The following is a 19,955-nucleotide window of genomic DNA, read 5'->3' as shown; positions in this document are numbered from 1 at the left end:
GCTCAGCCCTCGTCCCCGGCCGCGGCGGGGTCCGGGGCCGGCTCCGGGGTCCCGCGCAGGGTGGCGCTGCCGTCGGCGCCGATCACCAGGTGCCCGGCCGCGCCGGCCGGGACCAGGCCCGCGGCGACGGCGGCCGCGGCCAGCTGCACCGGCGTGCTGCCGGAGACGACCTGCTGCTCCAGCTCCTGCACCTCCTCGGCCTTCTCGGCGTTGGCGTTGCGCAGCTCGGTGGCTCGCAGCGAGTTGACCGCGATGGAGGTGTTGAGCACCAGCAGGCCGATGGTGGTGAGCACCAGCAGCGCGACGACCAGCAGCGCGAACGGCGCCCGGCGCCGGGCCGCCGCGGAGCGGGTGCGCGCCGCGCCGCCGGGCAGCAGCCGCAGCTCGGGAGCCGTGGTGCGGGGCGTGGTGCGGGCCGCCGTCCGGGAGGTCCCCACCCGGGGCGCGGGGCCGGTGGTGCGGGTGCGGGCCGGCCGCGAGGGCAGCGCCCGCAGCGGGCGGGAGGGCAGGGTCCGGGCGACCCGCTCCCCCGGTGCCGACGGCTCGGCGCGCGGCGCGCGCGCGGCGGTGCTCACGCCGGCCGCCGGATGCGCTCGGCGGCGCGGACGCGGGCCGACGCCGCGCGCGGGTTGGCGGCGACCTCGTGGTCGGTGGGGCCCTCGCCGCCGCGGGTGAGCAGCCGCAGCACGGGGCCGTACTCGGGCAGCCGGACGGGCAGCTCCGGCGGCGTGCGGTCGGTGGCACCGGCGGCGAGGGTCTGCTTCACGATGCGGTCCTCGAGCGAGTGGAAGGTGATGACGGCGATCCGGCCGCCCACGGCGAGGGCGTCCAGCGCCGCGGGCAGGGCCCGCTGCAGCGCACCGAGCTCGTCGTTGACCTCGATCCGCAGCGCCTGGAAGGTCCGCTTCGCCGGGTTGCCGCCGGTGCGGCGGGTGGCGGCGGGGATGGAGTCGCGCACCAGGTGGGCCAGCCGCTCGGTGCGGGTGAACGGCTCGCGCGCCCGCTCGCGCACGATCGCCGCGGCGATCCGGGAGGCGAAGCGCTCCTCCCCGTACACCCGCAGCACGCGGGTGAGCTCGGCCGCGGAGTAGGTGTTGACGACGTCGGCGGCGGTGCGCGGCGCGCCCGGGTCCATCCGCATGTCCAGCGGCCCGTCGGCGGCGTAGCTGAACCCGCGGTCGGCGCGGTCGAGCTGCAGCGAGGAGACGCCGAGGTCGAACAGCACCGCCTGCACCTCGGGCAGGCCCAGGCGCCCGAGCACCTCGGGCAGCTCGTCGAAGACGGCGGGCACGAGGGTGACGCGGTCGGTGTGGCCGGCGGCGGCGATGCGGGCGGCGGCCTCGGCGCGGGCGTGCGGGTCGCGGTCCAGCCCGACCAGGCGCAGCCCGGGGTGGGCGTCGAGCAGGGCCAGCGAGTGCCCGGCCAGCCCCAGGGTGGCGTCGACCAGCACGGCCCCGTCGGCGGCGCAGGCCGGGCCGAGCAGGTGGGTGACGCGGTCGAGGAGGACGGGGACGTGCACGGCCGGTGCGCTCACGTCGTCCTCCTCGCGGGTCGGGCCCGGCGGGGCGGGCAGGGCGGGTGTCTCATGGTGGCGCGGACGGCGCTCCGGCTGGGGGAGCCGGCCGGGCGTGCCGCGCGGGGAACGGCGCCGCGGGCCCGGGGAGGGAGACCGCGGGGTGGCCCGGGAAAGGGAGACCCCCGCCCCCGCGGTGCCGCCTGGCGCCGGGGAAGAGCGTCAGGAGGCGGCCGCGGGAGCGGGGGTCGCCGGATGCCGGTGGCCGGTCCGACCGGCGGCGGGGAGCGCCGCCTGCGCACGGGGTCCGAGCCGCGGGGAAGACGGTTCGGGCCGCACCCGGTCGAGCCGCGGGGAAGTCGGCTCGCGGACGGGCGCGCGCGGGAGTCGGGGCGACCGGCGGGACGGGGTCAGGACAGCGTGGGCATCCCCTCGCTCTCCATGGCGGCGAAGGCCGCCTCCTGCTCCTCCACGTAGGCGTCCCACGTGGCCTGGTCCCAGATCTCGAAGCGGGTGTCGACACCCACGACGACCACGTCGCGGTCGAGGCCGGCGTACTGGCGCAGGTTGGCCGGGATGGTGATGCGGCCGGCCTTGTCGGGCTCGACCTCGACCATCGACCCGAAGCTCATGCGGGCGCGCATCCGGGCCTCGGCGGTGTCGGCGGGGGCCATGCTGGCGGCGGCGCGGCTCTGCTCGGCGACCCGGGCCATGGTCAGGCCGTAGACGCAGCGCTCCTGGCCCTTCTTGATCACCATGCCGTCGGCCACCTGGTCGCGGAACCGGACGGGGAGCGCGAGCCGGCCCTTCTCGTCGAGGCGCAGGGCGAAGCTGCCGACGAACACCGGATCACCTCCCCCATGTGGTCCTCCTCGTGTCCTCCGCGGACCCGGGACGGGCCCTGGCTCCCCACCGCGCCACACACTAACCCACTACGCCCCACCAGACACCACTCGACACCATGTCGTGACCCACCCGCTCCACCCGTTGGCGTGCAGGTCAGGGGCACGGGGACGGCGGGGGGCGGCCGGGTGGGGTGCGGTGGGGGGACGGCCCACCGGGAGGGGGCGCGGGGGCCGTCGTGGTGGGGACCGGGGAGGGGCCCGGTGGGGGCGGTGCGCGGACACGTTGCGGACCGCTCCGGGCACGTACCGTGGGCCGGGTGACCGACACCATGCGTGCGGCGGGCGGGACGGCGGGGCTGCCGGTGGACGTCGCCGCGGAGGGCGCGCGGATCGCGGCCAACGTGTCCCGCGTCGTCCAGGGCAAGCCCGACGTCGTCCGCCTCGCCCTCGTGGTGCTGCTCGCCGAGGGCCACCTGCTGGTGGAGGACGTTCCCGGGACCGGCAAGACGACGTTGGCCAAGGCGCTGGCCGGCTCGATCGACGCCAGCGTGCGGCGCATCCAGTTCACCCCCGACCTGCTGCCGAGCGACGTCACCGGCGTGGCCGTCTACGACCAGGAGACCCGGGCCTTCGAGTTCAAGCCCGGCGCGGTCTTCGCCAACGTCGTCGTCGCCGACGAGATCAACCGGGCCTCGCCCAAGACGCAGTCGGCGCTGCTGGAGTGCATGGAGGAGCGGCAGGTCACCGTCGACGGCGTCAGCTACGAGCTGGCCCGGCCGTTCCTGGTGATGGCCACCCAGAACCCGGTGGAGATGGAGGGCACCTACCCCCTCCCCGAGGCCCAGCGCGACCGGTTCACCGCGCGGGTCTCGATGGGCTACCCCGACCGCGAGGCCGAGGTCGCCATGCTCGACGACCGCGGCACAGCCGACCCGCTGGCCTCCTTGACGCCGGTGGCCGACGCCGGCACGGTGCGCGCGCTGGTGACGGCGGTGCAGTCGCTGCACGTCTCCGACGCGATCCGCCGCTACGTCGTCGCGCTGGTCGAGGCCACCCGCCGCTCCCCCGAGCTGCGGCTGGGCGCCTCCCCGCGGGCCGGGCTGCAGCTGCTGCGCACCGCCCGCGCGTCGGCGGCGCTGTCCGGCCGCGACCACGTGCTCCCCGACGACGTGCAGGCGATGGCCGTCCCGGTGCTCGCCCACCGGCTGCTGCTCACCGCCGACGCCGCGGCCGCGCGCCGCACCGCCGAGCAGGTGGTCACCGCGCTGTTGTCCACCGTGCCCGTCCTCCGCGGGCGCTGACCGCGGTGGGTGGGCCGTTGCGCACGGCGCTGACCTCGCTCACCCTCCGCGGCCGCTGCCTGGTCGCCGCGGGGGCCACCCTGCTCGGGCTCGGCGCGCTGCTCGGCGAGCGTCCGCTGGTGCAGATCGCCGTCTTCGTGCTCGCGCTGCCGCTGGTGTCGGCGGTCGCCGTCGCCCGGCAGCGGTTCCGCGTCGGCGTCCGGCGCACCGTGTCGCCGTCTCGGGTGCCGCGCGGCCAGGACGCCGAGGTGCTGCTCGAGGTGACCAACGCCGACCGGCGGACGGGACGGCTGTGGCTGCTGTCCGAGCACCTGCCGCCCGAGCTGGGCCGCTCCCCCTCGTTCGTCGTCGAGCGGCTGCCCGCCGCCGCGACCGCCGGCATGCGGTACCGGGTGGCCGGCGCCCGCCGCGGCCGGTTCCGGCTCGGCCCGCTGCGGCTGCGCCTGGTCGACCCCTTCGGGCTGGTGCAGCGCACCACCAGCGGCACCGACGGGGCGCCGCTGGTGGTCGTGCCGCGGGTCCGGCCGCTGGGGCCCGGCGGCCCGGGCGGCGGGCACGGAGGCGGCGGCGAGGGCGCCCGCCGCTCGATCGCGGTGCACGGCGAGGACGACGTGAGCACCCGGGCGTACCGGCACGGCGACGACCTGCGGAAGGTGCACTGGCGGGCCACCGCCCGCACCGGCGAGCTCATGGTCCGGCTGGAGGAGCGGCCCTGGCGCGCCCAGGCGGCGCTGCTGCTCGACACCCGCACCCGCGCCCACCTGCTCACCCGCGCCGCCGGCCCGGGACCGGTCGCCGGCGGCGCCGTCCCCGGCCCGCCCGGTGACCCGACACCGCCGCAGGACAGCCTCGAGTGGCTGGTGGAGGCCGCGGCGAGCATCGGCACCGCGCTGGCGCGGCGGGGGGCGGCGCTGCGCGTGGTCACCACCGCCGGCGAGCTCACCCCCACCGCGCCGGACGGCGGCCGCGCCGCCCCCGCCGCGCGGGCGGCCCTGGGACCGGGCGAGCTGCTGGACCGGCTGGCCACGCTCGGCCCCGGCCGCGGCACCGGTCTGGGACCGGCCGCGGAGCTGCTGCACCGCGTGGCGGGCGAGGGCCCGGTCGTCGCGCTGCTCGGCGCGGTCGGCCCCGACGACCTCACCGAACTCGTCGCCGCGCGCTCGGGCCCGTCCGCCGACGTCGCGGTCCTGCTCGACGTGGCCAGCTGGTCCGATCCCGGCGCCCGCAGCAAGCGCGGGCTGTCGGCCACGGCGCGCGCGGCGCTGGCCGCCCAGCTGGAGCAGTCCGCGACGCTGCTGCGCGGCGCGGGCTGGCAGGTCGTCGTCGCCGACTCCTCGCGCACCGTCGAGGCCGTGTGGGGCGACCTCGCCCCGGCCTCCGCCGGGGTCCGGGGCGGCGGCGTCCTGGGGGTGCCGGCGTGACCACGCTCGCCCCGCCGCCGCCCCCGGTCCGGTCCGGCGGGCCGGTCCCGCCGCCGGTCCCCGCACCCCCGCCGGCGCCCGTGCCGCCGGGCACGCTGTCCCGCGAGGGCGGCACGACGCTGGCCGCCGCGGTCGCCACCGCGCTGGGCAGCTGCGCCCTGGCGCCGGTCTTCACCCGCCCGGCCTGGGCGCCGCCGGCGCTGGCGGCGATCGCGGTGGTCGCGCTCACCGGGCTGGCGCTGCGCGCGGCCGGGCCGGCGCTGTGGGCCTGGGCGTCCGGCGGCCGGGCGCTGCCCGCCCGCGCCGGCGCCGCCGGCGTCCCGCTGGTGCCGCTGGGCCAGCTGGCCGCCCTGCTCTGCCTGATGACGGCGCTGTTCGCCCCCGGCGACGCGATCGGCGGCTGGCTGCCCACCCCCGGCTCCCTCGGCGACCTCGCCGCGGTGCTCACCGACGGCTCGGCCGAGATCCGCGAGCAGTCCACACCGGCGCTGCCGCTGACCGGCCTGCTCGCGCTCACCGTGCTGCTGGTCGGGATCGTCGCCGTCGTCGTCGACCTGATCGCCGTCGGCGGTCGGCAGCCGGCCCTCGCCGGGCTGGGGCTGCTGGTCCTGTTCTGCGTGCCGGTCAGCACGGTCACCGGCAGCATCGGGCTGACGGCGGTCGCGGCCCCGGCCGCGGGGCTGGCGCTGCTGCTGTGGGCCGACCAGGCGCGGCGGCTGGCCGCGCGGGCCGGGCGGCGCGGCGGCGCCGGCGGGCTCGCCGCGACCGGCACCGCCGCGCTGGCCCTGGCCGCCGCCCTGGTGGGCGGCAGCGTGGTGCCGACCCTGCCCGAGGGCCGGGTGGTCGCCGGCTTCGGTCCCGGGGGCGGCGGCGGGTCGACCGGCACCGCACTCGACGCGGCCGCGGCGCTGCAGGGCCAGCTCACGCTGCCCCAGCCGATCGACCTGCTGCGGTTCGACGCCTCGGTCCTGGACCCCGGCTACCTGCGCGTGGTGACCCTCGACGTCTACAGCGCCGAGGACGGCTGGACGGTGGGCAACCTCGACGGCGAGACGTCGGTGGGGCAGCCCGACGACCTCGCGCCGCTGCCCGGGCGCCGCGACGGCCGGCGGGTCGAGGCCACGATCACCGCGGTCGGCCACGACGACCGGTTCCTGCCGGTGCTCAGCTCCCCCCTGACGGTGGAGATCGCCGACCCCGGGGCCTGGCGGTTCGACCCCACCACCGGCACCGTCTTCGGCCGCGACGTCACCACCGCGGCCCAGAGCTACCGGGTCACCGCCGTCGAGGCCCGCCCCACCGAGGACGACCTGCGCGCCGCCGGCGAGGTGCCGCCCGGCTCGCCGGTGCGCGAGCGCGACACCGCGCTGCCGCCGCTGGACCCCGCCGTCACCGACCTGGTCGCGAGCCTCACCGCGGGCGCGGCCACCCCCTACGACGCGGTGCGCGCCATCCAGGGCCACTTCTCCCGCGCGAACGGCTTCGTCTACAGCCTCGCGACCCGGCCGGGCACCAGCGGCGACGACCTCGTCGACTTCCTGCAGCTCAAGCAGGGCTACTGCGAGCAGTACGCCGGGGCGATGGCCGCCATGGTGCGGGCCGCGGGCATCCCCGCCCGGGTCGCGCTGGGCTACACGCCCGGCCGGGTGCAGCCCGGCGGCGGGCGGCTGGTCACCAGCGACGACGCGCACGCCTGGGTCGAGGTGTACTTCGACGACCTCGGCTGGGTGCCGTTCGACCCCACCCCGATCGACAGCGAGCGCGCCGTCGACCTGCCGTGGGCGCCGCGGCCGGCCGACCAGGAGGTGCTCGAGCGCCCGCAGGACGTCCCGACCGCGCCGACCGCGCCGCAGAGCGCCCCGACGCCGCAGCAGGACCGGGTGGACGGCGCCACCCCGCAGGGCACGACGGCCGCGCAGACGTCGTCGGCGCGGCCGGTGCTGGTCGCCGCCGGCGTGCTGCTGGGGCTGGCCGCGCTGCTGGCCGCTCCGGCCGGCGCCCGCGCGCTGCAGCGGCGCCGCCGGGTGGCCGGCGGGAGCCCCGCCGCGCTGTGGGACGAGCTCGCCGCGACCGCGCGGGACCTGGGCCTGCCCTGGGACCCCGCGCAGACCCCGCGGCAGCAGGCGGCGGCGCTGACCCGCACCCTCGACGGCGTCGCGGTCGCCGGGGGCGCGCACCGGGCCGGCGTCCCCGACGCGGCCGACGCGGTCGGGCGGCTGGCCCGGGCGGAGGAGGCGGCCAGCTACGGCCGCCCCGGCGCGCCCGCCGACCCGTCCCTGGGCGCCGCGCTGACCCGGGCGCGGCGAGGGCTGACCGCGGCGGCGGCGCCGCGGGCCCGGCTGCGGGCGCTGCTGTGGCCCGCGTCGCTGGGCGACGCGCTCGCGGCCGCGGTCACCGCGAGGCTCCCCCGCCGGAACCCCGCCGCCTGAGCCCGCCCCGCCGGTCCCGGGCCGGCGGGGCTACGGCCGGGCCGCCCGGACCGAGGCGCCGTGCCGGTCGATGGCCACGACCGGCTCGTCCCCCACCACCCAGGCGTCGTGCCCCGGCGGCAGCGACGTGACCTCACCGCGGCCGGACTCGATCTCGGTGCCGTCGGCCATCACGACGTGGATGCGGCCGGAGACCTGGTACTGCTGGTGCGGGGCCTGGCACAGGTCCGTGCCGGCCACCGGCCGGACGTGCTCGGACCACCGCCAGCCGGGCTGGACGGTGATGCGGCCGACCTCGGCGCCGCCGGCCAGGTGCAGCAGCTCCAGCCGCCAGTTCTCACCCTGCCGGACCTCGTCGGGGCGGTCGAAGGACAGGTGCTCCAGGGGCCGTGTCTGCGTCGTCCGGACTCCCCCTCCCGATCGGCTCGTGGGGCAGGCCCCATCGTCCTCGTCCCCCCGGGACGGGTCGGCTCCCGCGGCCACGGGAACGGCGACGGCCGCCGTCCCGGGTGGGACGGCGGCCGTCGCGGGGTCTCGCGGGCTACTGGTCGTAGCGGCGGCGGAAGCGCTCCTCGAGCCGGTTCTTCAGCGGCTGCTTGCGGGGCCTGCCGCCCCGGCCGCGGCCGCCCTGCGCGCCGCGGGCACCGGCCGGGCCGGTCTCGACGGCGCCGGTGGCCGAGCGGTAGTTGAGGACGCCGAGCGCGGCGCCGCCGAACATCACGAGGAACCCGAGGACGCCCAGCGGCACGGACGGGACGACGGCACCACCGACGAGGACGGCCAGGCCCACCACGACCAGCAGCGCACCGAGCTGCAGCTTCCGCCGCGCCCTGAGCCTGCGGTCGCCGGTGCGGACGGAGGAGGCGAACTTGGGATCGTCGTCGACGAGGGCGCGCTCGATCTGCTCCAGCAGTCGCTGCTCGTGCTCGGAGAGCGGCACCGAGACCTCCAGGTGGGCGGAGCCAGACACCGCCGGGCCCGTACCCGGTGGTGACACCGAGGATACGAGCCGTTGGCGGGGTGCGAAAGGCGAGTCCGCGGCGACCCGCCGTACCGCCGTCGTGACCACCCCTCCGGGGGGTCCCGGGCGGTCCCCCGGGCCCGTCTCAGCGCACCCGGCGGTCGCGGTCGCGGTGCAGCAGGGTGGCCGGCCGCACCGCGCCGGCGCCGAACCGGCGGGCGGCCCGGTCGGCGGCCAGCTCGGCGTCGCGGCGGCCGTGCTCGCGGGCGCCGAGCTCCAGCTGGCGGGGCGCCTGGCCGGCCGGGACCAGCCGCTCGGCCCGCACGCCGACCAGCCGGATCCGCGCCCGGTCCAGCCCGAGGGCGTCGAACAGGGCGCGCGCGGTCTCGTACACGTCCTGCCCGACGTCGGTGGGGACGCCGAGGGTGCGGCTGCGGGTGAGGGTGGTGAAGTCGGCGAAGCGGACCTTGATGCTCACCGTGCGGGTCAGCCAGCCGCCCGCGCGCAGCCGGGCCGCCGTCCGCTCGGACAGCCGCAGCAGCTCCCGGTGGACGACCGCGGGGTCGTCGACGTCGGTGGGGAAGGTCTCCTCGTGCCCGGTCGACCGCTCCGGCTCGTCGGGCACCACCCGGCGGGGGTCGCGGCCCCAGGCGAGCTCGTGCAGGTGGCCGCCGGCGGCGGGGCCCAGCGCCCGCTGCAGGGTGCGCGCCGGGACGTGCGCGAGGTCGCCGACGGTGCGCAGCCCCAGCCGCAGCAGCACCTGCTCGGTCTTCGCGCCCACGCCCCACAGGGCGCCGACCGGCAGCGGGTGCAGGAAGTCGATGACCTCGGCCGGGCGGACGACGAGCAGCCCGTCGGGCTTGGCGTGGGTGGAGGCGAGCTTGGCCACGAACTTGGTGCCGGCCACGCCGACGGAGCAGGTGATGCCCTGCTCGTCGAAGACGCGGGCGCGCAGGTAGTCCCCGATCTCGGCGGCGTCGCCCAGCCGGCGCCCGGCCCCGCCGACGTCGAGGAAGGCCTCGTCCAGGCTCAGCGGCTCCACCAGCGGGGTCACCGACCGGAACAGCGCCATGACCGCGCGGGACACCTCGGCGTACAGCGCCGTGTCCCCCGGCAGCACGGTCGCCGTCGGGCACAGGCGCAGCGCCCGCGCCGTCGGCATGGCGGCGTGCACGCCGTACGCGCGGGCCTCGTAGGTGGCCGAGGTGACCACCCCGCGGTTGCCCGCGCCGCCGACGATGACCGGCGTGCCGGCGAGCTCGGGGTGGCGGCGCACCTCGACGCTGGCGAAGAACGCGTCCATGTCGACGTGCAGCACCGTGCACCCCTCGGCACGCCCCCCCGACGACCCCACGCGACCTCCCCGTTCGAACACGTGTTCGGAGACTAGCGGCCCTCCCCAGGAGGCGGCGCGCCGTCCCCGGCGTGTCCGGGCGCGTCGGGAAGACGCTGGTCGGCGCATGTGTGACCGGCCCACGGGCGAGGTAGGTGGGACACCACCGACCGCCGTCCGGCGGACGGTCCCGACCCGGATCCCGGAGGAGCCCGATGGCGCTCGACGACGACGACATGACCAGCACGGAGGGTCCGGCCGACAGCGGAGCCGGCGAGGGCACGCCCGGCCAGCACGACGGCGGCGCCGACGGCGGTGCCGACAGCGGCGCGGGCCACGGCCCGGCCGACGGTGGCGCGGCCGGCGGCGGTGCCGACGGCGGTGCTGACGGCGGCGCGGACGGCGGTGCGGACGGTGGCGCCGACGGCGGTGCGGACGGCGGTGCCGACGGCGGTGCGGACGGCGGTGCCGACGGTGGCGCCGATGGCGGTGCCGACGGCGGTGCCGACGGTGGCGCGGACGGTTCGGCCTGAGCCAGGACCCGACCGCCGCGGGGCCGGGCGGGGCTGACGCCCGCCCGGCCCTGCGCCGGTGCACGCACCTCGACCCCGCGGTCTTCGCCGAGCAGTACTGGTCCCGCCGCCCGCTGCTCGCCCGCGCCGAGGACACCGGGGAGTCGTTCACCGACCTGCTGACGCTGACCGACGTGGACGAGCTGCTGTCGCGGCGCGGCCTGCGCACGCCGTTCCTGCGCATCGCCAAGGACGGCGCCGTCGTCGACGCCCAGCGGTTCACCACCTCCGGTGGCGCCGGCGCCGAGGTGGCCGACCAGGTCTCCTCCGACGCCGTCCTGCGGCTGTTCGCCGACGGCAGCACCGTGGTCCTGCAGGGCCTGCACCGGCTGTGGCCGCCGCTGATCGAGTTCGCCGACCAGCTCGCCGCCGACCTGGGGCACCCCACGCAGGTCAACGCGTACGTCACGCCGCCGTCCTCGCGTGGGTTCAGCCCGCACTACGACGTCCACGACGTCTTCGTGCTGCAGGTGGCCGGCGAGAAGCACTGGACCGTCCACGAGCCGGTGCTCGAGGAGCCGCTGCGCACCCAGCCGTGGACCGACCGCCGGGCCGCCGTCGCCGCGGCCGCCGGGCGCGAGCCGGTGGTCGACGCCGTGCTGCGCCCGGGCGACACCCTCTACCTGCCGCGCGGCTACCTGCACTCGGCGGTCGCGCTCGGGCAGACCAGCGCGCACCTGACCATCGGCGTGCACTCGGTGACCCGCTGGGCCGCGGCCGAGTCCGCGCTGGACCTGGTGCGGGTGCTGGCCGCCGAGGACCGGGAGCTGCGCCGCGCCCTGCCGCTGGGCCTGGACCTGTCCGACCCGGCGTCGGTCCGCGACGACGTCGCCACGGTCGTGACCGCGCTGCAGGAGTGGCTGGGCCGGGTGGACCCCGGCGAGGTCGCCGAGCGGCTGCGCTCGCGGACCTGGTCGCAGGTCCGCCCCGAGCCGGTGGCGCCGCTGGCCCAGGCCACCGCGGCGGCCGCGCTCACCCCGGACACCGTGCTGCGGCTGCGCCGCCGGCTGCGCTGCGCGCTGCGGGAGGCCCCGGCCACCGCCGAGGGCGAGCGGGTGGCGCTGCTGGCCGGCCGCCGCCGGCTGGAGTTCCCCGCCTCGACCCGCGCCGCGCTGGAGGGGCTGCTGGCCGCCGGCGAGCTCAAGGTCGCCGACCTGGCCGGCCTCGACGCCGACGACCGCCTCGTCCTCGCCCGCCGGCTGGTCACCGAGTCGATCGCGCTCGTCGCCGACGCGGCGGTGCAGGGCGCGCACGGGTTCGACGGCGTCCCGGCCATCGCCCCCGAGCCGGGCCCGCACGGACCGGGCGCCCCGGCGCCCGACGCCGGCGGGGACGATGGGGAGCGTGCCGACGCCCTCGGGACCGGGTCGTGACCCCGTCACCTGCCCCCGGGTGACCGCTCCCGTCCCCGCGCGCGCCGGCCGGCTCGACGCCACCCGCTGCTCGGTCACGGCCCTGGTCCGGGGGGACTCCCCCGTGGCCACGGCCGGGCCGGCGCAGCGCTGGCTGCTCGTCGAGCAGCCGGGCCCGTGGGGCCGCGACGCGCTGACCGGCTCCCGCATCGACCTGGCGGTGACCGCCCGGCTGGCCGCGCGCGCCCGCGCCGAGGGCGTGCGGGTGCTGCTCGTCCGCCGGCCCGGCGACCGGGCCGCGGACTCCGGGCGCCGCTGGGCCTACGCCGACGGCCGCCCGGGCCGCGAGGGCCTGTGGTGGTCCACCCGCACCGACGACGCCGACCTGGTGGAGGCGCCCTGGGACGGCTCGGTGGGCGAGCGCGCCGACCGGCCGGTGTACCTGGTGTGCACGCACGGGCAGCACGACGCCTGCTGCGCGCTGCGCGGCCGGCCGCTGGCCGCGGCGATGCCCGCGCCCGCCGACGTCTGGGAGTGCAGCCACCTCGGCGGCTGCCGGTTCGCCTCCAACGTGCTGGTGCTGCCGCACGGGTTCGCCTACGGGCAGGTGCCCGGCGACGGCGCCGACCTGGTCGCGGCGCACGCGCGCGGCGAGGTGGCGCTGCCGTGGCTGCGCGGGCGGGCCGGGCTGCCGCTGCCCGCGCAGGCCGCCCAGCAGGCCGCCCGTGAGCGGCTGGGTCTGCTCGGCGTCGACGACCTGCCGGTGCGCGGCTCCCGGCGCCTGGCCGCCACCGCGGCGGAGGACGCCGACGGCGTCGAGCGGTTCGAGGTGGTGCTCGGCGGCGCGGACGGCGACGTCGTGGTGCGGGTGGAGAGCCGGCCGGCGGACGAGGCGGCGCAGCTGACCTGCCGGGCGGTGCACGCGGCGCACCCGCGCACGTGGACGGCGCTGTCGGTGTCCCCGGTCCGCTGAGCCCGGCCGCTAGGCCAGCGCCCGGCCGCGGGCGAGCAGCAGCGGGATCGCGACCTCGGCGTCGGTGAGCGACCCGTGGTAGGCGGCCAGCCGGCTCGGTCCCGGCTCGGTGGCCGAGGCGGTGACCGCCCACGGGCCGCGGGCGAGCGCGACGACGTCGCCGATGCGGGCGGCCATCCCCTCGCCGACGGCGCCGAACACCCCGCTGGCGACCGCCTCCTCCCGCCCGGCCACCCACGCCCGGTCGCCGAGCACGCCGCGCCAGGCGTCGAGGACGTCGGCGGCGGCGCCCGGGACGGTGTGCGCGTAGCGGGCGCGGGGCTCGCCGGCCAGCAGCGCGACGCCGTCGAGCAGGGCGGGCTCGTCGTCGACGTCGAGGCGGGTGCCGGCGGGGACGTCGAGCATGCCGTGGTCGGCGGTGACCAGCAGGGCGGCGTCGTCGGGCAGGCCGGCGACCACCTGCTCGACCACCCGGTCGACCAGCGTGAGCTGCACCCGCCAGCTGGCGGAGTCGACCCCGCGCACGTGGCCGGTGAGGTCGAGCTCGGGGGTGTAGCCGTAGACCAGCCCGGTGGGGGTGGCGGCCAGCGACTGCAGCAGCACGGCGGCGAGGTCACCGGCGCCGACCGTGCCCGCGTAGGCCGCGCCCCGGTACACGGCGGTGGTGAGGCCGGAGCCGGCGTAGGCGTAGGGGGCGACGGCGGTGACCGGCAGGCCGGCGGCCGCGGCCTGCTCGAAGACCGTGGGGCGGGGCTGCCAGTCGCGGGGGTCGGGGTCGTCGGCCCACTGCACGTGGTTGAGCAGCCGGTCCTCGCCGGGGACGGCGGTGACGAAGCCGAGGACGCCGTGCCCGCCCGGGGGGACGCCGGTGCCGAGCGTGGCGAGGCTGACCGGGGTGGTGCTCGGGCAGGGGGCGGCGAGGTCGCCGGCGGGCGTGGCCAGCGCGGCGAGGGCCGGGGCGAGGTGCGCGTGCGCGCGCAGCAGGTGCGCGCCGAGGCCGTCGACGAGCAGGACCGCGACCCGGCGGGCGCCGGCCAGGGCCGCGGTGAGGCCGAGCGGGTCGGCGGGCAGGCCGCCGCGGTCGACGCCGACCCCCAGGGCGGCGGCCGCGCCGGGCAGGACGTCGGCGAGGCTGGCCGCGCCGTAGGCGGGGCGGACGAGGTCCGGCGGCAGCGCCGTCACGGGCGCGTGGCCAGGACGTGCAGGCCGGCGGCGACGTCGCGGTAGGGCGAGGTGCCGGCCAGCGCGAGCTCGAGGCGGCGGACGGCCTCGGGGTCGGCGCCGGAGCTCGCGTCGAGCAGGTCGGCGACGACGGCGACGCCGCGCCACTCCTCCGGCTCGAGCCCGGCGTTGCGCAGCAGCGCGAGCAGGTCCTCGGCGGCGAACCGGCGGCGCGCGGGGCGGGTGCGGCCGGGCGCGGGGTCGCGGTCCTCGAGCAGGGCCAGCGCCTCCTTGGGGTGGCCGCCCAGCGCCCGGGCGAGGACGGCGCCGGCCCGGTTGGCGGTCGCCACGCTCACCCGGCCGCCGGGGCGCAGCGCGCGGGTGATCTCGCCGAGGGTGGTGGCGGGGTCGTCGACCACCTCGAGCACCGCGTGGCACAGCGCGAGGTCGTAGCCGCCGCCGTCGGGACCGTCACTGCCGAGGGGCAGCTCGTGCAGCAGGTCGCCGTCGCCCTGCAGGCCGCGGACCCGGTCGCCCACCCCGGCGGTCTGCGCCCGGCGCTCGAGGGTGGCCAGCGCGTCGGCGCTGGGGTCGACGACGGTGACCTCGTGGCCGCGGCGGGCCAGCGGGACGGCGAAGACGCCGCTGCCGCCGCCGACGTCGAGGACCCGCAGCGGGGTCCCCGCGCCGGCCAGCGGGTCGAGCGCGGCCCAGACCGCGGCGGTCCGGACGGGCAGCTGCTCGCCGGTGGACGGTGCGGGGGCGGTCACCCGTCCGACCCTAGTGGCGGGGGTCTCCCCGCACCGGCCCGCGGCCGGTTCAGGCGGAGACCGAGTCGGCGGCGCGCTCCAGGTCGGCGATGACGATCTTCCGCATCGTGAACATCTGCTCGACGGCGCGGCGCCGCCGGTCGGGGTCGGGGTCGGCCTGCAGCTCCAGCAGCCGGACGGGCACGACCTGCCAGGAGACGCCGAAGCGGTCCTTCAGCCAGCCGCAGGGGGCCTCCTGGCCGCCGTCGGTGAGCCGGTCCCAGTAGTGGTCGACCTCGGCCTGGTCGGCGCACAGGACCTGGAAGGAGATGGCCTCGCTGAACCGCCAGTCCTGCGGGCCGCCGTTGAGGCCGACGTACTCGGTGTCGCCGAGCCGCCAGCTGACCGTGAGGACCTGCCCCTCCCGCGCGGGGTCCTCGGCGCCGTAGCGGACGGTGCCGAGGACCTCGGCGTCCGGCCAGATCGACGTGTAGAAGCGCGCGGCCTCCTCGGCCTCGGTGTCGAACCACAGGCACGGGATCTGCTTCGGCACGGCTGTCCTCCTCCACGGTGCCGGCCGGGACGCCGGCGCTCGGGAGGGCAGACGCCGCGGACGCCCGGGACTCATCGGTGCGCCGGCCGGTGCGGGGCGGGCGGGCGTCAGTGGCCGCAGCTGCCCGGGCTGGAGTGCCAGAGCTTGCGCGGCGCGGCCGCTGCGGCGCTCCGTCCTGCCGCGGCGCTCCGTCCTGCCGCGGCGCTCCGTCCTGCCGCGGCGCTCCGGGCGGCGGTCGCGGCGTCGTCCCCGGCGGGCTTGACGTCCGCGTACGGCGACATGCGGAAGCCGGTCGGGTGCACGAGCACCGGCTTGACCACCACCGGCCGCGAGCCGTGCGAGGCCGCCGCCCCGGCTATGGCCTGGTCGGTGTACTCCCCCGGCGCGGCCATGTGCTCGGCCACCGCGGCGAGGCCGCCGGTCTCCCAGGCCTCGTACAGCGCGGGCATCTCCCAGGCGCCGGTGGCCCGGATCGACACCCCGCGCGGGCCGGTGCGCCGCAGCACCCCGCGGATCACCAGCAGCCACGAGTGGAACACCGTCGCCGCGTAGGGGCCCTGCACGTCCTCGAAGAAGGTCGAGTCGGTGCAGCCGGTGCCGTCGTCGAGGGTCACGAACACCACCCGGCGTCCCGACCGGATCGGCGGGGTCTGGGTGGCCACCTTGACCCCGGCCACCAGCACCTCGGCGCTGCTGCGGGCACCGAGCAGCTCCCCCGCCGGCACCGCGCCGATCGCCGAGAGGAACGGCCGGTAGAAGTCGACGACGTGCCGGCTGGCGTCCAGCCCGAGCACCTCCAGCTCGGCACGGACCAGCTCGGCGTCGGTGAACTCCGGCAGCCCGGACCCCCCGCCCCACTCCGGCCCGGTCTCCTCGGGACCGCCTCCTCCCGGGGGTCCCGCGTCCCCGGAGTCGAGGCCGAGCAGGTCCAGGCTGAGCTGCCCCACCGACCCGGCCCTCGCCCCGCTGCGGCTCCACCGGTCCAGCTCGCTGATCTGCAGCAGCAGGTCGCGGCGGGTCACCGACCGGCGCGAGCGGGTGGGCCGGCCGGCCTCGCGGTCGCGCACGCCGAACCCGTAGAGCGAGTCGAACCCGCCGGCGAGCACCAGCCGCTCGACCACCGGCCGGGACACCGCGGCCCGCGACCAGAAGTCGGTCAGCGACCGGTAGGGCTGCCCGGCCACGATCCGCTCCACCTCGTCCTCGCCGATGCCCTTGACGTCGGTGAGCGACAGCCGGATCCCGTAGCCCGACGGGTCGGGCATCGCCGCCGGCATCCACTCCGGCCGCCGCCAGTCCTCCCGCCGGTCCGCGGGGGCGAGCCGCTCCACGCGGTAGGTGCCGGTCGAGGCGTTGACGTCCAGGCCCAGCACCCGGATCCCGAAGTTGCGGGCGTCGTCGAGGATCAGCCGCTTCGGGTACATGCCCGGGTCGTGGGTGAGCACCCCCGCGAGGAAGGCCGCCGGGTGGTGGGTCTTCAGCCACGCCGACTGGTAGGTGGGCAGCGCGAACGCCGCCGCGTGCGCCTTGCAGAACCCGAACGAGCCGAAGGCGACGAGCACCTCCCACACCCTCTCGACGACGTCGACCGGGTAGCGCCGCAGCGCCTCGGGCACGAACCAGGCCCGCACCTCCGGGTGCAGCTCCCGGTCGCCCAGCGCGCGGCGCGCCTCGTCGGCCTGGGCGAGGTCGCAGCCGGTCATCTGCGCCACGATCTGCAGCACCTGCTCGTGGAAGACGACGACCCCGGCGGTCTCCCGCAGGAACGGCGCGAGGTCCTCGTGCGGGTAGACCGGGTCCTGCCAGCCGTTCCGGGCCAGCAGGAACGGCGTCACCATGTCGCTCTTCACCGGCCCGGGCCGGAACAGCGAGATGTCGATGACGATGTCCTCGAACGTCTCCGGCCCGAACTTGCCGACCAGCTCCCGCTGCCCCGGCGACTCGATCTGGAACATGCCGAGCGTCCGGGTGCTGCGGATGAGCTCGAACGTCGTCGGGTCGTCGCGCGGGACGGCGTCGACGTCGACGGTCTCGCCGTCGACCCGGGCCACCTCGTCGAGGGCGTGCGCGATCGCCGACTGCATCCGGATGCCGAGCAGGTCGAGCTTGAGCAGCCCGAGCTCCTCGACGTCGTCCTTGTCGAACTGGCTCATCGGGTAACCGAGGTAGCTGCTCTCCACCGGCGTCCGGTCGAGCAGCGTGGCGTCGGACAGCAGCACGCCGCACGGGTGCAGCGCGATGTGCCGGGGCAGGCCGTCGAGCCGGGCGACCAGGTCGAACAGCAGGTCGAGGTCGCCGGTGCCGCCGCCCCGCCGCGAGCCCATCCGGCTGGCCCGCAGCTCCGGCAGGTCGCGCAGCGCGGCGTGCACCTGGTTGGCCCGGACGTGCGGGAACGCCTTGGCGACGGCGTCGATCTCGGCCGGCGGCAGGCCGAGCGCGGCGCCGACGTCGCGGATGGCGTGCCGCACCCGGTAGGTGTCCATCATCGAGATGCAGCTGACCCGGTGGGCGCCGAAGCGGTCGAGGACCGCGTCGTAGACCTCCATCCGCCGGGCGGACTCCACGTCGATGTCGATGTCGGGCAGCTGGTGGCGCAGCGGGGAGAGGAACCGCTCCATCAGCAGGCCGTAGCGGATCGGGTCGACGTCGGAGATGCCGAGCAGGTAGGTGACCAGGCTGCCCGCGCCCGACCCGCGCGCCGCGGCCCGGACCCGCAGGCCCCTGATCAGGTCGACGACGTCGGCGACGGTGAGGAAGTAGGAGGGGTAGCCGAGGGAGTCGATGACGGCGAGCTCCTCCTCGAGCCGCCGGGTCACCTTCTCCGTGCGGGCCATCCCGCGCCGGCCGAGCCCGGCCTCGCAGCGGGCGCGCAGCACCTCGGACGGGTCCGTCCCGCGCTCGCCGGGCGCGGTGACGACGTCGAGCTCGGGATAGCGCACGGTGCCGATGCCGAGGTCCTCGCGGACGTCGACGGCGCACTGCTCGGCCAGCCGGGCGGTGCGCTCGGTCAGCCGCAGCGCGGCGTCGCGGTCGGGGCCGGCGAGGTCGGCGGCGACCTCGGCCATCTCCTTGCCCGACTTGAGGTAGCCCTCGGCGGTGCGCCGGTCGACGTGCCGGGTGTCGAGGGCGACCAGCCGCCGGGAGGCGTCGAGGACGTCGGCGGTGGGCGCGTCGAGGGCGTCGACGTAGCGGACGGCGTTGGTGAGCACCGCCGGCACGCCCTCCTCCTCGGCGAAGCGCAGCAGCCGCTGGGCGCGGGAGCGGTCGCCCCGGCCGCGGTGGTGCACCACCTCCAGCACCAGCGAGCCCGGGCCGAACACCGACCGCCAGGCGTCCAGCCGCGCGGAGGCGACGTCGGCCCGCCCGGCCGCGAGCGCCCGGCCCACCGGCGAGTCCGGTCCCAGCACCGCGACCAGCCCGGGCGCGTGCTCGGCGGCCAGCGCGAGCGAGGCCACCGGCTCGCCGCGGGTGCCGCGCAGGTGCGTGGCACTGGTCAGCCGGCACAGCGAGCGCCAGCCGGCGCCGTCGCGGGCGAGGAAGGTGACCCGCGGCAGCCGCGGGTCGACGCCGGCGCCGCCCCGCACGGGGCTGCGCCGCGCCGGCGCCGGCCGCGCGGGGGCGTGCCCGGTACGGCGCAGGGAGAACTCGTCCTCGCCCAGCACGTGCGCCCGTGCCGGCGGCACGGTCGTGTCCACCGCCGGCGCGACCGCGAGGTCGACGCCGAACACCGGCCGCAGCCCGGCCGACCGGCAGGCCAGCGCGAACTTGACCGCGCCGTACAGACCGTCGCGGTCGGTCAGCGCCAGCGCCGTCATGCCGTGCTCGGCGGCGCGCGCGACCAGGTCGGCCGGGTGGTTGGCCCCGTACCGCAGGGAGTAGCCGGAGGCGACGTGCAGGTGGACGAAGGGGTCCCCGCTCACCGCCCGCGGGCGGGCCGGTGCGCGGTGCCGCCGACCACGCGCGGCCGGGGCGCCGGCTCGGGCGTGGTGGCCAGCAGCTCCTCGACCACGGCGAGGAAGGTCCCGGCGTCGCGGACCAGGTCGTCGGCCTCGCGCTCGGTGACCGCGCGGGACAGCCCGGCCTCGGCGGCGGCGCGCTTGGCCGCGCCGGCGGCGAAGAAGGTGGCCCACTCCCCCAGCTCGGGGGCGACCTGCTCGAGCAGCACCCAGGCGCTGCGCGGCCGGCGGCGGCCGCTCTCCGGCCGGGTGCGGGCGGCCAGCACCCCCGCGGCGGCCCGCAGCGCCGCCAGGTGCGCGGTGGCGTAGCGCCGGCACGCGTCGGGGGCGTGCCGGGCCTCGGCCAGGGCCCGGGTGGCCTGGTCCAGCAGCTGGCCCGCGGCCGCCGGGAGCGGCGGGGGCAGGGGCAGCTGCTCGGCCACGGCGCGCGCGGCGCCCATCAGTCGTGCACCCGCACGAGCGACCAGCGGTTGTCCGCGGCGTCCCAGCACAGGTCGTAGACACCGGCGAAGCTCATCCGCGAGCGGCCGGCCCGCAGCGCCTCCACCCGGAACACCTCGCGGGGGGCGACCAGGTCGGCCGAGGCGCCGCCGGAGGTGCCGGCGGCCCGCTGCCACCACGGCGCGGTCTCGACCCACGAGTCGAGCAGCTCGCCGACGACGTAGCGGCCCTGCCCGCGCCAGAACTGCGCCGGCCCGAGCGGACCGCGCTCGACCTGCACCTCCTCGCCGGCCCGCTCGCCGACGTCACCCAGCACCCGGCTCATGCCCGTCTCCCCACCCCGTGCCGTCCGACGGTCCGCCCACCGCCCGGGCGGGGAAGGTCCCGGGGCGGTG

The 19,955-nt window shown here is 78.4% G+C and carries 18 protein-coding genes; 6 read left to right on the top strand and 12 right to left on the bottom strand.

What is annotated here, in order from left to right:
- Nucleotides 1–2: 2 nt before the first annotated feature.
- The 3 genes from ACI79Z_RS16105 to mraZ all read right to left on the bottom strand — a co-directional run bounded on the left by ACI79Z_RS16105 (nt 3) and on the right by mraZ (nt 2,358).
- Nucleotides 3–575, bottom strand: coding sequence for a hypothetical protein (locus ACI79Z_RS16105; protein ID WP_456903212.1), 573 nt, complete (start codon nt 573–575; stop codon nt 3–5).
- A complete protein-coding gene (gene rsmH, locus ACI79Z_RS16100) occupies nt 572–1,534 on the bottom strand; it encodes a 16S rRNA (cytosine(1402)-N(4))-methyltransferase RsmH (protein WP_456903210.1) in 963 nt (320 codons plus the stop codon). The genes ACI79Z_RS16105 and rsmH overlap by 4 nt, the downstream gene beginning before the upstream one ends.
- Nucleotides 1,535–1,923: 389 nt before the next feature.
- A complete protein-coding gene (gene mraZ / locus ACI79Z_RS16095) occupies nt 1,924–2,358 on the bottom strand; it encodes a division/cell wall cluster transcriptional repressor MraZ (protein ID WP_387994466.1) in 435 nt (144 codons plus the stop codon).
- Nucleotides 2,359–2,675: 317 nt separating this feature from the next.
- Between mraZ and ACI79Z_RS16090 the strand changes: the two genes are divergently transcribed.
- Genes ACI79Z_RS16090 through ACI79Z_RS16080 form a run of 3 tightly spaced genes read left to right on the top strand, consistent with a single transcriptional unit; the run spans nt 2,676 to nt 7,509 of the window.
- Nucleotides 2,676–3,659 carry an AAA family ATPase gene (locus ACI79Z_RS16090; RefSeq protein ID WP_387994464.1) on the top strand — a complete coding sequence of 328 codons (984 nt, stop codon included), beginning with the start codon at nt 2,676–2,678 and terminating at the stop codon, nt 3,657–3,659.
- Nucleotides 3,660–3,676: 17 nt separating this feature from the next.
- Nucleotides 3,677–5,080 carry a DUF58 domain-containing protein gene (locus ACI79Z_RS16085; protein WP_387994462.1) on the top strand — a complete coding sequence of 468 codons (1,404 nt, stop codon included), beginning with the start codon at nt 3,677–3,679 and terminating at the stop codon, nt 5,078–5,080.
- Entirely contained in the window at nt 5,077–7,509 is a 2,433-nt protein-coding gene (locus ACI79Z_RS16080; RefSeq protein WP_456903209.1) for a transglutaminase family protein, read from the top strand. The genes ACI79Z_RS16085 and ACI79Z_RS16080 overlap by 4 nt, the downstream gene beginning before the upstream one ends.
- A 30-nt stretch (nt 7,510–7,539) precedes the next feature.
- Here the strand turns inward: ACI79Z_RS16080 and ACI79Z_RS16075 are convergent, their stop codons facing one another.
- The 3 genes from ACI79Z_RS16075 to dinB form a co-directional block, all read right to left on the bottom strand.
- Entirely contained in the window at nt 7,540–7,992 is a 453-nt protein-coding gene (locus ACI79Z_RS16075) for a cupin domain-containing protein (protein ID WP_456903207.1), read from the bottom strand.
- Nucleotides 7,993–8,050: 58 nt separating this feature from the next.
- A complete protein-coding gene (locus ACI79Z_RS16070) occupies nt 8,051–8,479 on the bottom strand; it encodes a DUF3040 domain-containing protein (protein ID WP_387994028.1) in 429 nt (142 codons plus the stop codon).
- A gap of 136 nt (nt 8,480–8,615) precedes the next feature.
- A complete protein-coding gene (gene dinB, locus ACI79Z_RS16065) occupies nt 8,616–9,788 on the bottom strand; it encodes a DNA polymerase IV (RefSeq protein WP_456903206.1) in 1,173 nt (390 codons plus the stop codon).
- A 230-nt stretch (nt 9,789–10,018) separates the two neighbouring features.
- Between dinB and ACI79Z_RS16060 the strand changes: the two genes are divergently transcribed.
- From ACI79Z_RS16060 to ACI79Z_RS16050, 3 genes are all read left to right on the top strand, one after another.
- Nucleotides 10,019–10,336 carry a BatC protein gene (locus ACI79Z_RS16060; RefSeq protein ID WP_456903205.1) on the top strand — a complete coding sequence of 106 codons (318 nt, stop codon included), beginning with the start codon at nt 10,019–10,021 and terminating at the stop codon, nt 10,334–10,336.
- A 173-nt stretch (nt 10,337–10,509) separates the two neighbouring features.
- Nucleotides 10,510–11,748 carry a cupin domain-containing protein gene (locus ACI79Z_RS16055; RefSeq protein ID WP_456903204.1) on the top strand — a complete coding sequence of 413 codons (1,239 nt, stop codon included), beginning with the start codon at nt 10,510–10,512 and terminating at the stop codon, nt 11,746–11,748.
- A gap of 19 nt (nt 11,749–11,767) precedes the next feature.
- Nucleotides 11,768–12,700, top strand: coding sequence for a sucrase ferredoxin (locus ACI79Z_RS16050; protein WP_456903202.1), 933 nt, complete (start codon nt 11,768–11,770; stop codon nt 12,698–12,700).
- A gap of 9 nt (nt 12,701–12,709) precedes the next feature.
- On the opposite strand, the gene ACI79Z_RS16045 is transcribed toward ACI79Z_RS16050, so the two are convergent.
- From ACI79Z_RS16045 to ACI79Z_RS16020, 6 genes are all read right to left on the bottom strand, one after another.
- Nucleotides 12,710–13,882, bottom strand: a complete 1,173-nt coding sequence (locus ACI79Z_RS16045) for an alkaline phosphatase family protein (RefSeq protein ID WP_387994039.1) — start codon at nt 13,880–13,882, stop codon at nt 12,710–12,712.
- Nucleotides 13,879–14,631 carry a class I SAM-dependent methyltransferase gene (locus ACI79Z_RS16040; protein ID WP_456903201.1) on the bottom strand — a complete coding sequence of 251 codons (753 nt, stop codon included), beginning with the start codon at nt 14,629–14,631 and terminating at the stop codon, nt 13,879–13,881. Before ACI79Z_RS16040 ends, ACI79Z_RS16045 begins: the two co-directional genes overlap by 4 nt.
- Nucleotides 14,632–14,680: 49 nt before the next feature.
- Nucleotides 14,681–15,163, bottom strand: coding sequence for a VOC family protein (locus ACI79Z_RS16035; protein WP_387994045.1), 483 nt, complete (start codon nt 15,161–15,163; stop codon nt 14,681–14,683).
- 107 nt (nt 15,164–15,270) lie between these two features.
- A complete protein-coding gene (locus tag ACI79Z_RS16030; protein WP_456903200.1) occupies nt 15,271–19,083 on the bottom strand; it encodes a DNA polymerase III subunit alpha in 3,813 nt (1,270 codons plus the stop codon).
- Complete coding sequence (locus ACI79Z_RS16025; RefSeq protein WP_387994051.1) at nt 19,080–19,559, bottom strand: SAV_6107 family HEPN domain-containing protein; 480 nt, start codon at nt 19,557–19,559, stop codon at nt 19,080–19,082. The genes ACI79Z_RS16030 and ACI79Z_RS16025 overlap by 4 nt, the downstream gene beginning before the upstream one ends.
- Nucleotides 19,559–19,885: a DUF6504 family protein gene (locus tag ACI79Z_RS16020; protein WP_387994054.1), complete on the bottom strand. Its 327-nt coding sequence runs from the start codon at nt 19,883–19,885 to the stop codon at nt 19,559–19,561. Before ACI79Z_RS16020 ends, ACI79Z_RS16025 begins: the two co-directional genes overlap by 1 nt.
- Nucleotides 19,886–19,955: the final 70 nt, after the last annotated feature.

This window comes from Geodermatophilus sp. SYSU D00663, from assembly GCF_054050655.1.
Note: the sequence above shows the minus strand (reverse complement) of the source record. Positions and strands in the feature narration are given on the sequence as shown.

What these genes read in the sequence shown, in the direction of transcription:
- ACI79Z_RS16020 (WP_387994054.1), bottom strand. Translation starts at nt 19,885, where the DNA reads ATGAGCCGGGTGCTGGGTGACGTCGGCGAGCGGGCCGGCGAGGAGGTG.
- ACI79Z_RS16025 (WP_387994051.1), bottom strand. Translation starts at nt 19,559, where the DNA reads ATGGGCGCCGCGCGCGCCGTGGCCGAGCAGCTGCCCCTGCCCCCGCCG.
- ACI79Z_RS16060 (WP_456903205.1), top strand. Translation starts at nt 10,019, where the DNA reads ATGGCGCTCGACGACGACGACATGACCAGCACGGAGGGTCCGGCCGAC.